The 13,883-nt window shown below is 37.4% G+C and carries 10 protein-coding genes and 4 pseudogenes; 2 read left to right on the top strand and 12 right to left on the bottom strand.

Translation table 11 applies throughout. The features are described 5' to 3' along the window. The 9 genes and pseudogenes from LDK52_RS19650 to LDK52_RS19610 all read right to left on the bottom strand — a co-directional run. Nucleotides 1-288 (bottom strand): annotated as a pseudogene (locus tag LDK52_RS19650) (peptidase M3A and M3B thimet/oligopeptidase F); the annotation flags it as partial. Nucleotides 289-542: 254 nt separating this feature from the next. Beyond that, on the bottom strand, nucleotides 543-800 hold the full coding sequence (locus tag LDK52_RS19645; protein WP_277587598.1) for a hypothetical protein: 258 nt from the start codon (nucleotides 798-800) through the stop codon (nucleotides 543-545). Between the two features lie 80 nt (nucleotides 801-880). Then, nucleotides 881-1,159, bottom strand: a complete 279-nt coding sequence (locus LDK52_RS19640; RefSeq protein WP_241600612.1) for a hypothetical protein — start codon at nucleotides 1,157-1,159, stop codon at nucleotides 881-883. A 171-nt stretch (nucleotides 1,160-1,330) separates the two neighbouring features. Beyond that, on the bottom strand, nucleotides 1,331-2,659 hold the full coding sequence (gene ltrA / locus LDK52_RS19635; RefSeq protein WP_277587597.1) for a group II intron reverse transcriptase/maturase: 1,329 nt from the start codon (nucleotides 2,657-2,659) through the stop codon (nucleotides 1,331-1,333). A 261-nt stretch (nucleotides 2,660-2,920) separates the two neighbouring features. Next, nucleotides 2,921-3,079 (bottom strand): hypothetical protein, encoded by a 159-nt coding sequence (locus LDK52_RS19630; protein ID WP_277587596.1) that lies wholly within the window; start codon nucleotides 3,077-3,079, stop codon nucleotides 2,921-2,923. 257 nt (nucleotides 3,080-3,336) lie between these two features. After that, entirely contained in the window at nucleotides 3,337-3,876 is a 540-nt protein-coding gene (locus LDK52_RS19625; RefSeq protein ID WP_277587595.1) for a PadR family transcriptional regulator, read from the bottom strand. Nucleotides 3,877-3,934: 58 nt separating this feature from the next. Continuing rightward, nucleotides 3,935-5,080: a YhgE/Pip domain-containing protein gene (locus LDK52_RS19620; RefSeq protein WP_277587594.1), complete on the bottom strand. Its 1,146-nt coding sequence runs from the start codon at nucleotides 5,078-5,080 to the stop codon at nucleotides 3,935-3,937. 1,070 nt (nucleotides 5,081-6,150) lie between these two features. After that, on the bottom strand, nucleotides 6,151-6,645 hold the full coding sequence (locus LDK52_RS19615; protein WP_277587599.1) for a P-loop NTPase family protein: 495 nt from the start codon (nucleotides 6,643-6,645) through the stop codon (nucleotides 6,151-6,153). 583 nt (nucleotides 6,646-7,228) lie between these two features. After that, nucleotides 7,229-8,421 (bottom strand): annotated as a pseudogene (locus LDK52_RS19610) (IS110 family RNA-guided transposase). A 515-nt stretch (nucleotides 8,422-8,936) separates the two neighbouring features. Between LDK52_RS19610 and LDK52_RS19605 the strand changes: the two are divergent. Then, a pseudogene (locus LDK52_RS19605) lies at nucleotides 8,937-9,700 on the top strand (IS110 family RNA-guided transposase); the annotation flags it as partial. Between the two features lie 199 nt (nucleotides 9,701-9,899). On the opposite strand, the gene fabZ reads toward LDK52_RS19605, so the two are convergent. Then, nucleotides 9,900-10,325, bottom strand: coding sequence for a 3-hydroxyacyl-ACP dehydratase FabZ (gene fabZ / locus LDK52_RS19600; RefSeq protein ID WP_277587593.1), 426 nt, complete (start codon nucleotides 10,323-10,325; stop codon nucleotides 9,900-9,902). Between the two features lie 241 nt (nucleotides 10,326-10,566). Then, entirely contained in the window at nucleotides 10,567-12,360 is a 1,794-nt protein-coding gene (gene ltrA / locus LDK52_RS19595; protein ID WP_277587592.1) for a group II intron reverse transcriptase/maturase, read from the bottom strand. Between the two features lie 1,071 nt (nucleotides 12,361-13,431). Here ltrA (LDK52_RS19595) and LDK52_RS20180 point away from each other — a divergent pair. Continuing rightward, nucleotides 13,432-13,737, top strand: a pseudogene (locus tag LDK52_RS20180) (IS110 family transposase); the annotation flags it as partial. Nucleotides 13,738-13,789: 52 nt separating this feature from the next. Here LDK52_RS20180 and LDK52_RS19585 read toward each other — a convergent pair. Then, nucleotides 13,790-13,883, bottom strand: a 94-nt coding sequence (locus LDK52_RS19585; RefSeq protein ID WP_277586213.1) for an ATP-binding protein, incomplete at its 5' end; no start/stop codon positions are given.

Here is a 13,883-nt window from a genome sequence, read left to right as displayed (position 1 = left end):
TACACTGTTATCAAGTTGATTTTTAATTATTTTATTATATAAGTCGTCTAATTGGCGTACCTGAATGGGAGTAAGATTTTTCTCTTCTCTAAAAGACAATAACTTTTTAAATGTTTCTTGCTTAGAAAAATTAGCGAAATAATCGCTTAGGGATTTTTCATGTTTTTCACTCCACTCTTTATTTCCAGTTGTTGCAGACATCCAGTTATTGAATAGAACAGGTTTATATAGTGCTTCCATCCTTTCATTTTGTTCGACTAAAAATTCGTTTATTTCTTGGAATGACATTGAATTTATGACCTCCTTAATATAACTAAAATTCTAACTACTCCAAATTGTACTACATGCGGATTTTACTTTCAGAAAATTGTTGAAAAGAAGTAAGATTGCCATTTTTGAATCTCAATTAGTACGTTTTAAAAAAGCCTTCCTCACTTTTTTTCTTCTTTCATCTTCTATCCCCCAATAATCCAATATTTACATGCTTTCTTGCTCAACTAAACTGCTGCGTTAGTGAAAAAGCGTTTCCAGTAGTTCAATCTCTAGTTAAAGAATTTTTTATATAAATATATAATTATTCCACATATACAAGCTATCCCTACTAATGAAAAGACAAAGAAAAAAGGGGAAATAACCATACCGAATGCTACTTCATTTTGAAGATAGTCTACATTCTCCCATTCACTTGATATATCTGGCTTATAATTTTTTGTTTTTATATAACCAATTCCAATCGTGCAAACTAAATAAACTAAATGAATTATTACAGAAGCTATAAATGCTTTCATCACTAATTTCATTTATACACCTCCCTATAATTGAACATAATAATTCTAATTTGCTACTTCAACTAACCTGCCGCTTTAGTTCAATTAGAAAATTACGATTTTATTTCTTTATCAAGAAGGTACAATAGCTTTCTTCGTGCTTCTTTACTACGAATAATTTTTCTAACACGAATTGTGCTTTGTAAATAACGTCTGACGTGTTTATTCACAAAAAACAAACGGTGATATTCTTCATCCTCGTAAATCTTTTTAAACCAATCGTATTGATTTAACCGTTCAATATTTTGGTCAATTTTTTTCGTATTTAAAGTGTCACTATATCCAACACTGCCGAATAATCCTGCAATTAATTCAAATAAAAAACTAAACATAGTTTACTCCTATCTACTTTTCCTTTTGAGAATTCTCTCCTGATTGTGGCTAATCCTTGTTAAACTAGTCGAGTAGAAGGGAACCTCTCAACCTTTCGGTAGATTGTGTTCCTCCCCCCACACAGAACCGTGCTTGCGCTATTTACGCACACGGCTCTTCCTAGTCATCATTCACAAAATATAGCTAATCTCTTTTCTTAAGTCGTATATATTCACCTTAATTCTTGGTGATGGTAACGGATATTTATGAAGAAAGAGATTGAATTTATCCCAAGTAAAGGATTTCCTTTGACTTCTTCTGTTGAGCCATTTAAACAGTAAATATTGGATTTTGTCTTTAAAGCGGTGAACACTTTGCGTGTTATCCGTGATGCAATAGTAGTTGTAATAACCAACAAGCGAGCGTTTAAATCTATCCATAATCATATGAATGTCATTATTTCGGTTATTCTTTATCCATTCCTTCGATTCCATTAGTTTACCTTGTAGCTTTTTCCTGCTTGATTTCCGTTTCACACGAAAGTATCCAGATTTACTCTTTCCACAATAGTGTGTAAAACCTAGGAAATCAAAGGTATCAGGTTTTCCATTTCCCTTTAGTTTTGCATCTTTCTCCGCAAATCTCCCGAAGGGAATAATTTTGGTTTTATCCTCCGCTATTTCTAAATTAAACTTCTGTAATCTCAGCTTCAATGATTGAAAGAACTCCTGAGCTTCGCTCTTATATTGGAAGCAACAAACAAAGTCATCTGCATAACGAACTATGTATGCTTCTCCTTTACACTGTTTTCTAACTTCCTTCTCAAACCACAGGTCCAGGACATAATGGAGGTATAGATTGGCAAGTACCGGAGATATGACTCCACCTTGCGGTGTGCCTTTATCTGTCTTGTATTTCTTTCCTTCCTCCATGTATCCACCTTTAAGAAACCTACCAATTATCCTTAGTAAGTTAGGGTCAGCAATTCGCAGTTTTAAGAACTCCATCATCCATATGTGGTCAACATTGTCAAAGAACCCTTTAATATCTACATCTACTATATAATTTACTGATTTCTTTTCCATGTAATAATTTAATATTTTCAAAGCATCGTGGCAGTTACGATTTGGACGGAACCCAAAAGAGCAATCTAGAAAATCATTTTCATAGATGGCATTTAGTATTTTTGTAATGCCTTTCTGTACAATCTTATCTTCATGTTCCGGTATCCCCAATGGCCTTTTCTTGTTGGAGTTAAGCTTAGGAATATACATTCTCCTTACGGGAACAGGATGATAACTTTTACTTTTAAGCCTACTTACTAAATCCTCTATATTTTCCTCTAGTGTTTCACTGTATCGCTCTTTAGTTGTACCATTAATCCCCGTTGCTTTCTTATTAGGTAATTCAAGATGACATTGAACAAGAGAATGCTTATTTAGTAAATGTACAATAGATGTAAATTTCATCTTAGGATCAGATTTTGCTAATTCTGCTATCCTTAATAGTTTTGTTTCCATTTATTATCCCTACCTCCGCGTGTAGTAAATGTGTCCCTAGTAAGGGTGATAACTTGGTAGCAGCCTTTCCTCCATCGGCATTACCCAACTTCATTGTTACTACGCTGCTATCCGACTCCCTACAACGGCATTTGGTTTCCTTGCTAATTATCGCTTGTACACCATACTCTTCTAGAAAAAAAGAAAAGACCGGTAGGGTCTCCCGAGTTGCCGTATCATATCCATGTGTGACGTGCCAAGGTCTCTGACCCCAGAGAGGTTTTATCCTTCTCGCCTTTTAGCGAAGGATAAAATGTAGCTTTCTGCCGCAGGTAAGGCATCAGCCCTCTCGTTTACTAAGATTTTGGAGCTCCATCCCTTCAACCATTTGGCTTTCGGCCCGCCACCTAACTGTCTACGCTTAAAGGCTAATGTTACCATTAGCCCTCCAAGACTCGCTACGAGTGAATGGCGACGGGAATCCCACCCGCTATATGATACGACCTAGGCTCGGCCGCACACCTGCTGCGTTAGTTGAACAGTGTAATCCTTCACAATCTCAATTGCATTATATATAAATATTTATTCCCTTACTCAACAATCTAGCCCTTTAATGATAACGAGCGCTGGTCTACTGAATCGCGCCCGATTGTGAAATACTTTGTTATTTAATATTTCAACTTTATTAGTGCATGAATCTACTTTATTTCTTCTTTCAATTTTTCAACAATACGTTGGATGGCTACTACTTCACTATTAAATTTGTCCATCAAAAAATCATTTGTAATTTCAATCATCAGTGCTCTTTCATCGTCCACTTTGATTTGCTCATAAACTAATTTCAGTTTATCCAATTTTCGCGTCATGTCATCTAGTTTGCTTTCTAAAATACGCACAATCCGCGATTTATCAACAAACCGTAAAAAGAATAATCCGGCGATTAAATCTATAACTGTATTGCTTTTTTCAAAAAGGCTATAAATTTTTTGGGGAAGATTTTCTCGACCTTTTTCAGTGATCGCAAACAATTGCTTATCTGGTCGGTTTTCCTCCTTTATCACCTCAACTGGCTCAATGAACCCCTGCTTTGATAATGATTCAAAATGGTAATATATCTTGCTTATTGTTAAATTCCCGATTTTATCAAAAGGAAATGGCTCTGAAAGTTCTTTTTTCAGCTTATATGGATAATTATTTCCCTCAATAAGTTTACTCAAAATATAAATTTGGATCGACATATATCCTCCCCCTAAAGAATAGAGCCTCAATCATGATTCGATTGAAGCTCTTGATGTGTTAATGAAGTATTTCCTTTGCTTCCGGCTCTTTTTTATGAAGGAATGTAACGATTAAGAAGTTAATTAGCGCTGCGCCAACACCTACTAATACTAGACCCCATAAAAATGGTGATTGCTCTGTTGAACCAAACATGACCGCAAAATAGGATTGAACGGAATGGTACATCGGTGTGATATAAGAAGCAACATCAAAGTACCCATACATCATATCACGTGGCATTGTAGCTCCGTTTGAGATTGTTTGTGTAAGTAATACGGGGATATTTAAAATCATACCCGCTTCGCCAATTAAGAATGTAAAGATTGCACAGAAGTTAAAAGCAACCATATATAGCAGGACTTGTTGGCCAAACACTTTAAACAGTATACCACTATCTAAGTCTGCAATTAAGAATGCAATTCCTACTGCAAAAATAGAAGAGACCACGGCAATAATTAATGCAGAGATTTGCACATAGCCAAATAATTTAAAGCGAGATGCTTGCCCGCGACTTTGCTTATACGCTTGAACTAATTGCATTGCAGCAATCATCGCACCTACATAACAAGCCATCGTTAAAAACATTGGCAGCATGTTGTTGTACATTCCATCTGGCACATCATTTGTAATCACATAATTGCCAACATATGCTTGATCAATTTGCTCTGCCATTTGCGCAGCTTGCTCTTCTGGGACATTCATGCTCATTAAAATACCTTGAGCTGTTTGTGTTGAGAAACTTGCACTTAATTGATTATTGATTTCTGTTACAATCGATTTCATTGTAGATGATACCATTGTAGCAGATGCCTCATTTACAGTGAAATCAATTTGAGCGGACTCCCCTTTTTGAGCATTCTCTGTAAAGTTTTCTGGAATATGAATAACTAGCGCTAATTTATTATCTTCTAATTTATCCATTGCTTTTTCGTTTGATAAATTCGATTGAAATTCAAATGGTAGACTTTCCCCTAATTGACTGGCAATTTTTGCGCCAGATTCTCCTGCATCGTCGTTTACGATGGCAATTTTTAATTGATCCATATTACCAGGTAACGCAGTATAACCAATTAAAAAGATTAATAGCATCACGACTGCATAAAAAATACCCATAAATACTGATGCACCAAAGCCTTGAAGCCTCGTGAATTTTTTGAATGACATTGTTGATTCCTCTTTCTCGTTTACTTATTTATTATTTAAAGTACTCTAATTTGAGTAGTTCACTTAAAGTATTCTATACTACTATTTTAAAAAAGTAAACACTTTAAATTTGACGAAAAGATGAACTCGTAAATGAGTAGTTTAATAGCTTACAAAATATAGAAATGTGAAATCATCTGCTTCCAAACATGAAGAAAGACGCTTTTCTAATTTCAGAAAAGCGTCCTTTAATGGTTAACAAAAATGTGATCCCTACCCAAAAACTCCTTACTCAATGAAATGACCCTTTAATGAATAAAAGCACTCTCCATATTCTAGGAAAGTGCCCGTTTCTGGAATACCGTTCTTAAACTAGTCGAGTAGAAGGGAACCTCTCTACCTTACGGTAGATTGTGTTCCTCCCCCCTCACAGAACCGTGCTTGCACTATTTACGCACATGGCTCCTCCAAATCATCATTCACACTGACTCTGCTATCCTCAATAGTTTAGTTTACATTTATTATCTCTACAGCTGTGTGTAGTAAATGTTTCCCTAGTGAGGGTGATCACTTGGTAGCAGCCTTTCCTCCATCGGCATTACCCAACTTCATTGGTACTACGCTGCTATCCGACTCCCTACAACGGCATTTGGTTTCCTCGCTTATTATCGCTTGTACACCATACTCTTCTATAAGAAGAAAAGACCGGTAGGGCCTCCCGAGTTGCCGTATCATATCGATGTGTGACGTGCCAAGGTCTCTGACTCCAGAGAGGTTTTATCCTTCTTGCCTTTAACGATGGATAAAATATAGCTTTCTGCCGTGCTTAAAGCATCAGCCCTCTCGATTTACTAACATTATGGAGCTCAATCCCTTCAACCATTTGGCTTTCGGCCCGCCACCTAACTGTCTACGCTTAAAGGCTAATGTTACCATTAGCCTTCAAGACTCGCTACGAGTGAATGGCTAGTTCTTTCTCGACAGGAATCCCACCCGCTATATGATACGACCTAGGCTCGGCCGCACAAGGACCCGTTAGTGAAATAACTTTTTTAGTTGGAACTTAAATAATTGAGGACTAAATTCATTCTCTATTTTACCGTATAGTCTCCTTCTATTCTCAATATTGGGCAACTTAAGTCCGACATCCAATGTTCGTGTAACATTTTACTTCTAACTTCCATTCCTGCTTCATCATATAAAGAAGCCCATTCCAGAAAAGCCTTTGATTGGTCGTGTTTACTACCACCAACTAATATTTGATTCCCATACCTTTGAAATTCCCTTTGTTGCAATCTTTCAAGTCTTACATTTTGGGGAATCCATAAAAATATAACTAAGTCAAAACAGGTTTTAAATTCGTCACCCCAACCACATATTGCGCCCGAAAGAACACAGTTTTGATATTTCGATAAATCATGTTTTAGCATTTGTCTTCTTTCAGGTAATGGTCTTTGTTCCGTAAACTTAGTTATCCAAAAATAGTCGTCTGGATCAAGATGATTATAAGAAAGTTCCCCTGATAACGCAGTTCCGAGTGTCGAAGTTCCAGAACCAGCGGCACCAAATATATGTATGTTTTTAATTGGAATCTCCTCCCATAAAATCCATTTATAATATTTCGATTATACAGGTAAAGCTCATCTTTAGTAAAAACCCATTCTTGAACTAGTCGAGTAGAAGGGAACCTCTCTACCTAACGGTAGATTGTGTTCCACCCCCCTCACAGAACCGTGCTTGCGCTATTTACGCACACGGCTCCTCCAAATCATCATTCACAAAATGGTGATTCTGCTATCCTCAATAGTTTAGTTTACATTTATTATTTCTACCGCAGTGTGTAGTAAATGTGTCCCTAGTGAGGGTGATCATTTGGTAGCAGCCTTTCCTCCATCGGCATTACCCAACTTCATTGGTACTACGCTGCTATCCGACTCCCTACAACGGCATTTGGTTTCCTTGCTTATTATCGCTTGTACACCATACTCTTCTATAAAGAAGAAAATACCGGTAGGGCCTGCAGCCACTTGTTTAACTAAACCAGCTAATAGGATGTCAATATTTTTCTTTAAAATAATAATTAATCCTATGTTATACTATTTTGTGCATGATAAATAGCCCTCCAAAAACCTTTTGGAAGGTTTTCTCTTAATTACTTGTAACCAGTAATTACGCTATATCTTGGAAAGTTTCTTTTCTATTTAATAAAGCATAAATCCAGTGAAGCAGTTTGTTAATGCAGGCTACTATCGCCACTTTTGCAGGCTTTCCTTCTGATTTCTTCTTATCATAGAATTCTTTCAGTTTTTTGTTTCTTGAACTTCTGATACCGCACAATACGGCAAGATACAAAGCATGGCGTAATCTACTCGAACCTCGTTTAGTAATACGATTATTTGTGGCAGTAAACTTTCCAGATGAGTGAACACTGGGATCTACTCCTGCAAAGGCCACCAGTTTTTTCGGATGACTAAACCGATCAATTTCACCAATCTCAGAGATGATCGTGGCAGCGATTTTTTCTCCGGTTCCTGGAATCGATTGGACAATCTTGTAATCTTCTAATTCATTTGCCAAGGTCACTATACGAATTTCCAACTCTGAAAGGTGTCCTTGGTACTGAAAAAGCATTTCAATATACATTTGAAGATTGATTAAGTGACTGTGGTACACCACTTTTTGAAATGGATTTCGAGAAGCGGAATTCATTAATTTTTTGGCCTTATCCAATGCCCATTGACTAGATCGTCTTGGACAAAACTCCATCACAGACTCCGCTAACTTACTTTCTCCAGCTGCTAGTACATCTGCTGAAGTAATATATTTCTTTAACATCAATAAAGAGACCTTCGAATAAAGATCACCAAAAACCTTGCGGTATTCAGGAAACACTTGATCTAAAATAGTGTGAAACTGTAGCTTAGCCTCCACATACATATTCGTCACAATCTCCTGTTGTCTAGAAAGATTTCTGAGATTTAATAGTTGAATTCCTCTGTTTTTATGGGGTTCAAAATCTTCTTTGTAATAAAGTACGCACAACTGATACGCATCAATTGCGTCTGTTTTTACTTTTCGTAAACTAGATCTCTTCGCCTGATAAGAAATGATAGGATTAAGCAAGATATATACAACTTCATGGTCCTCCAAGTATTGAATAACAGGAGAATGATAGTGATCTGTAGATTCCAAAATGACCATAGGCATTTGCCCAGTCATCCCTTCCATCTCCTTTAAAAAGCTTATAAAACTGTCTAATTCCTCTTCATTGAATAACTCTTTCCAAACGGCTTAGATTTATCTAAAAACGCCTGAACTTGGCTCTCTCCTTTTGCCACATCCAGACCAACTACTGGGTTCATTTAACTTCCTCCTCTGACTGACTCACTCACTCACCAGTACCCCTATTCCTTCATGTAGTATCATAGCTTCGCTTGTTATACGAGATCTATGTCCCAACCAGCCTCAAACATGTTTCTACAAGTAGGGGGTGGACAGTTTAGTTCACGGGATCATTGTCCCACGCACCCGTACGTCCTACCCTGGCTACTGATATATTAAATCCTATAAAAATAAGGTCAACCAGTAAAAACTGGTTAACCTTATAATACGAAGCACCCGTTAGCCATCCATGTAGCGCTAAATCAGCGCTACACCACAGAGAATGAAAATGTGAAAAACGGGTATGTAATACTACGGCTGGGAGAGGAAGGTCGATCAACTATGGTGCCATAGAGCCCATCCGTTAGTCTGACTCCAACGACCACGGTGCATCACAGAATGTCGCTCCCTTACGGGAAGCACTCATGGGAGATTAATCCTACTCTGGTTGCTGCACCAGCCTCCAATACTATTTGCCGTAGAAAGGATGATTACAATGGAAGTAATCATTGAACGCGCATGTGGAATGGACGTTCACAAAGATTCTATTACCGCATGTATAATGACACCAAAAGGAAAGGAGATTCAGACGTTTTCCACTAAATCTGTATTTCTATTACAGTTAATCGACTGGATTAAGGAGCATGATTGTACCCATGTAGCAATGGAAAGTACAGGTGTATTTTGGAAGCCTATTGTTAACTTACTAGAAGCGGAGAATATTGAGTTTTTAGTAGTGAATGCTCAACATATGAAAGAAGTACCAGGTCGCAAGACCGATGTGAAAGATGCGGAATGGATTGCCAAACTTATTCGTCATGGTCTACTTAAAGCAAGTTTCATTCCCGACCGAAATCAGCGAGAACTGCGAGAGTTAGTTCAATACCGTCGAAGTATTATTGAAGAGCGTGCTAGACAACATAATCGGATTCAAAAGGTATTAGAAGGAGCGAATATTAAACTTGGTTCCGTTGTCTCCGGCCTAATGGGTGTCTCATCTCGTGACATGCTTCGGGCAATCGCAGACGGTGAGGATGATCCTGAAAGCTAGCGAGCCTCGCTCGAAGAACAATGAAGAAGAAAAAAGATGAGCTCGAACTCGCTCTTCGTGGTTATATCAATCCACATCAACGATTGATGATAAAAACCATTCTTACGCATATTGATTTTCTGAGTGACCAGATTGAACTGTTAAATCTGGAGGTAGCCACTCGAATGGTCGAACAAATCTTAGCTGAAGTAGGAACCGATGTGGAGAGACTTGAAAACTTAGGTTACAACGTTACAATCAGCGAACCAAATGCCTCCTAATCCTACCAATAATTTACTTCTTATTTAGGCGCTGCACTTTTTTAATAAATAAATGAGCTGCGTCTGATTTCGTATTGCCTTTTTTCTAAATCGAAGATTTTAATTTTCATGGGAGTTGAAGAAGCTTTTTTGTTAATTGCTCGAGATTTTAATCACCAAACGCAAATGTTATTTCTGTTTCGCAAACTAATGTCCCATCAACCGTAGCTATACCTTTTCCTTTTCCAATAGGTCCTTTTAATCGAGTGATTTCAATCTCAAGACGGAGTTGGTCTCCTGGTTTTACTTGCTGTTTAAAACGACATTTATCTATTCCTACTAATAACCCTAATCGACCTTGGTTTCCTTCTTTAGTTAACATCACAACTGCACTTACTTGAGCTAATGCCTCAACAATTAATACACCTGGCATAACAGGGTAATTAGGAAAATGCCCGTTAAAAAAATCCTCATTTGCTGTCACATTTTTTATACCAACCGCTCTTTTTCCTTCTTCTAATTCCAAAATCCTATCCACTAATAGAAATGGATATCGATGTCTAATTATTTCCTTAATTTTTTGAGTATCTAACATCATTTAATCCCCCATAACAATATTATTAAGACTATTTAATTAATTTTATCACTTGATATTAATAGTTGATACTATCAAAATAGAGCTTCTTCAATTAAACGTTAGTAATAGGTAAGCATTTGAAGTTATCTCCAGCTTTTCCCCTACTCCGCACGGAACGTGCCAGTTTCCAAGCATTCCGCGTTCCATCTAGCGATGGTATTATTAATTATAAGTTTCAAGTTACTCTTATTGATTTGGGTTATTTTATTATTTCTAGCTCACATTTTTCTCGATATTTATTGATTTTTTCTAACATCGATTCAGTAATACCCAAATTTTTTATGAGTATATTCGCCTTAATTTTGTCGGTCATATGGATTAATTCATGTACTTCTTTTTGGAGGATACGTAAATTATTGAATTTGTCGCTTCCACCAAGATGCACAGGAATATAGTGGTGGCAGTACACGTTTTGTGCCGTTAGGAACATGCCAGTTATTTCACATTTTCCTTTTTTCATACTGTATCTACTAATCCGATTATCCATATATTCGACACTTCGTGTCGGTATTTTTGATTCCATTAACAATACTATTTCCTGTCTTATATCTTTACTCAACCGTGTTGATATTTTTACTCGACCTTCTTCGGTAAATGGAGTTATACTTTGTGTAAAGCCAATCACATTTTTAGTTTTGATGATTCCGAGAGGAAAGAGGTATACCCCGGCGATCTTATAAGTTTTAGAGCCTAAGCCATAGAACTTTTTATAAACAGGTGGCGGATTGTTAGGATGTTCATATTTACCGATAGGTTTAAGACGATTGTACATAGATGCACCTATTTCGTAGGCAAGTCGTGAGAACGCTAATTTGACGTGAGTAGCTCTGCTAAAATAATTGTGTAACCCTAAGACAAAACTGTTAAAGCGCATAGCATTTTGAGTAGTTGGAGATGTTCGGAGTACTTCTAGTCGTTTCTTTGCATCCGCCTTGATTTTCTGCATCTTTTCCGCTTTGACAAACGTATGTGCAACTCGCTTTTTTCCTTTACGATTAGCACGTATTGTGAAGCCAAGGAACGCAGACTCATTCTTGCGCAGATTAATAATCTTCGATTTTTCTGGTGAAATATCCAGTTTTAAACGTTCTTTTAAAAATAATTTGACAGCATGATACCACTTTTCAGCAGTTTTCCAATCTCGACAGATGATTTTAAAGTCATCAGCATACCTAACTATGTAGCCTTCTTTTAGGTGAGTTCGATTCTTTGCAAGCAGTTGACCTCTAGTTTTAAGTGATTTATGAAGGGGAAATAGTTCCCATTGATTCGCAATCCATTGGTCCAATTCATTTAGTACAATATTAGACAATAACGGTGAAAGTAGGCCACCTTGTGGAGACCCCTTTGTTGGAATACCTTCTCCATCTACTTCAGCCTTTAACATTTTTGATATACAGGCTAGAACCTGTCTATCCCGAATACCTAAATTCCATAACTGTTTAATAAGCAAGGTATGATTGATATTATCAAAGAACCCTTTTATATCGATATCTACAACATAATGGAGTTTCGACTTATTAACTAAAAATTGAATTCTTGCCATCGCATGATGAGTAGACCGTAAAGGTCTAAATCCATAGCTGTGATTATAGAAATGAGCCTCTGCAATTGGCTCTAACACTTGTTTAAAGCATTGTTGGATGATTCTATCCAGAATGCATGGAATACCTAATGGTCGCATCTTGCCATTATCTTTTTCTATAAGTTTACGTTTAACTTTCTTAGGGCGATAATTTTGAAGTCTACTTTGTATTTCTTCTACTAATTCGTTCTCTGATCTTTTCTCTATGTCTACAATAGTTTTACCATCTGTTCCAGGGGTCTTCGACCCTTTATTTGACTTGATTGTTCGATACGCTAATAAAATATTGTTCCTCGACGTGATGATGTCGTATAACAGATGGAATGATTCTTTATTTTTGGCTCGTCGATGTATGTCTGTAAAGGTGTCTGTCATCCCATAATAATCCCAATATCGTAGAGCTTGCACTGTGGCATCATTCCTCTTTGAAGTGATGTTCCCACGTTCTTACCCGACCGGTGCAATGCACAGTTGAAAAATAATTATTACTAATCGCTAGACTTGGGGCTGTTCCTCGGACTCCATTACAGAGGTTTCACAGGTCGTACCCCTACCCTCATAAGGACAAATGCATTTCGCTATTCGCTTATAGCAACCGTTTCGGGTGACAGCCCTTGGATCAACGTTCCTTACTTTCCAAGTCCCTTATAACCTAGCTATATTTCTTCTAAACTTAGGTGCTTCCTGTAAGCCTGTGAGCTGGATACCGCCGTTGTTCGGTATAGCGTGTTTCAGAGCGGCAATTTTTACTCCACGTCACTCACCCCATCGTTGGATGGTACACAAGTTTCCTTATGTTCTAACTTTAGACCCGTACCTCCGGAAGTTCGTCTGTTCTTTTCCATAAGAAAGTTCTCACCATATTTAGTTTTTCAGCCATCCGGCATATCCATTGGCATACCTTTTCCGTGAGGAATGGCTTCAGCCGTTGTTCTGCCGACTTCACCTGAGCTTCAGACCCCATAATCTGTCCATTATGACGCATGCAGGAGTATTAATGGGATAGTTTCAAAATACATGGTTTTGTCATTCCTATCCTCGGTTATAAAGTTAGGATTTCCGAAGAAATCCCTTGTTTTTTCACACATTAGTGCTTATAACAAAACTTGTCGCGCTGCTGCGTTAGTTTAAGTGTAACATTTCACAATGGATATCCCTGAGATATACTTGATGTTTTGGATAAACAAATAGACCATCGAAATGATGGTCTTGTTCTGCTAAAGCACCCGTTCGTAATATAAGGTTAGCCAGATTTTTCTGGTTGACCTTTTTCTATTTGGTCTTATTATAATGGTAGTCGGGGTAGAACGTCGCACCCGTGGGACTAGATCCCGTCAGCTAAACTGTTCACCCCCTACTTGTATAAGCATGTTTCAGGCTGGTTGGGACATTGATCCCGTTTAACAAGCGAACCTATGACATTACAAGAAGCCTTAGGGGATACCGACTAATTTTATATTACTAGGAGGAGATTTACGTATGAACCCAGTTGTGGGTCTTGATGTAGCTAAAGGAGAGAGTCAGGTTCAAGCATTTTTAGATAAAGGCAAACCCTATAGAAAGAGCTTTAGTATTCAACATAACTTGGAAGGATTGAAGGGATTTCTTGATTTTCTTCAAGAAATAGAAAAAGCGGCTGGCGGTTACACCTTCGGTCGTATTAGAATCAACTGGACACTACCATACTCCAGTTATCCAGTTTTTTTAGAGGAACAAAACTATGTTTATATAGTGATCAATCCCCTTATTTCCCATAGAGCCAAGAGCTCTAGTTTACGTAAGGTTATAAATGTCAACACAAATATGTACATTTCCGCTTGCGTAAGTATGTACAAAATTACTCGTTTTCCTTCGTTAAATGATTCTTCAATCTATAAGAATCTCCTACAATTGAAACGACGGTTGCGTGATGTAAAACTCGGTCTAATATT

It is taken from the genome of Psychrobacillus antarcticus, from assembly GCF_029533155.1.
Taxonomy (GTDB): domain Bacteria; phylum Bacillota; class Bacilli; order Bacillales_A; family Planococcaceae; genus Psychrobacillus; species Psychrobacillus antarcticus.
The sequence above is the reverse complement of the archived record's forward strand: the minus strand, read 5'-3'. Positions and strand labels throughout refer to the sequence as shown.

What these genes read in the sequence shown, in the direction of transcription:
- fabZ (WP_277587593.1), bottom strand. Translation starts at nt 10,325, where the DNA reads ATGTTAGATACTCAAAAAATTAAGGAAATAATTAGACATCGATATCCA.
- LDK52_RS19640 (WP_241600612.1), bottom strand. Translation starts at nt 1,159, where the DNA reads ATGTTTAGTTTTTTATTTGAATTAATTGCAGGATTATTCGGCAGTGTT.
- LDK52_RS19620 (WP_277587594.1), bottom strand. Translation starts at nt 5,080, where the DNA reads ATGTCATTCAAAAAATTCACGAGGCTTCAAGGCTTTGGTGCATCAGTA.
- ltrA (WP_277587597.1), bottom strand. Translation starts at nt 2,659, where the DNA reads ATGGAAACAAAACTATTAAGGATAGCAGAATTAGCAAAATCTGATCCT.
- LDK52_RS19625 (WP_277587595.1), bottom strand. Translation starts at nt 3,876, where the DNA reads ATGTCGATCCAAATTTATATTTTGAGTAAACTTATTGAGGGAAATAAT.
- LDK52_RS19645 (WP_277587598.1), bottom strand. Translation starts at nt 800, where the DNA reads ATGAAATTAGTGATGAAAGCATTTATAGCTTCTGTAATAATTCATTTA.
- LDK52_RS19630 (WP_277587596.1), bottom strand. Translation starts at nt 3,079, where the DNA reads ATGGTAACATTAGCCTTTAAGCGTAGACAGTTAGGTGGCGGGCCGAAA.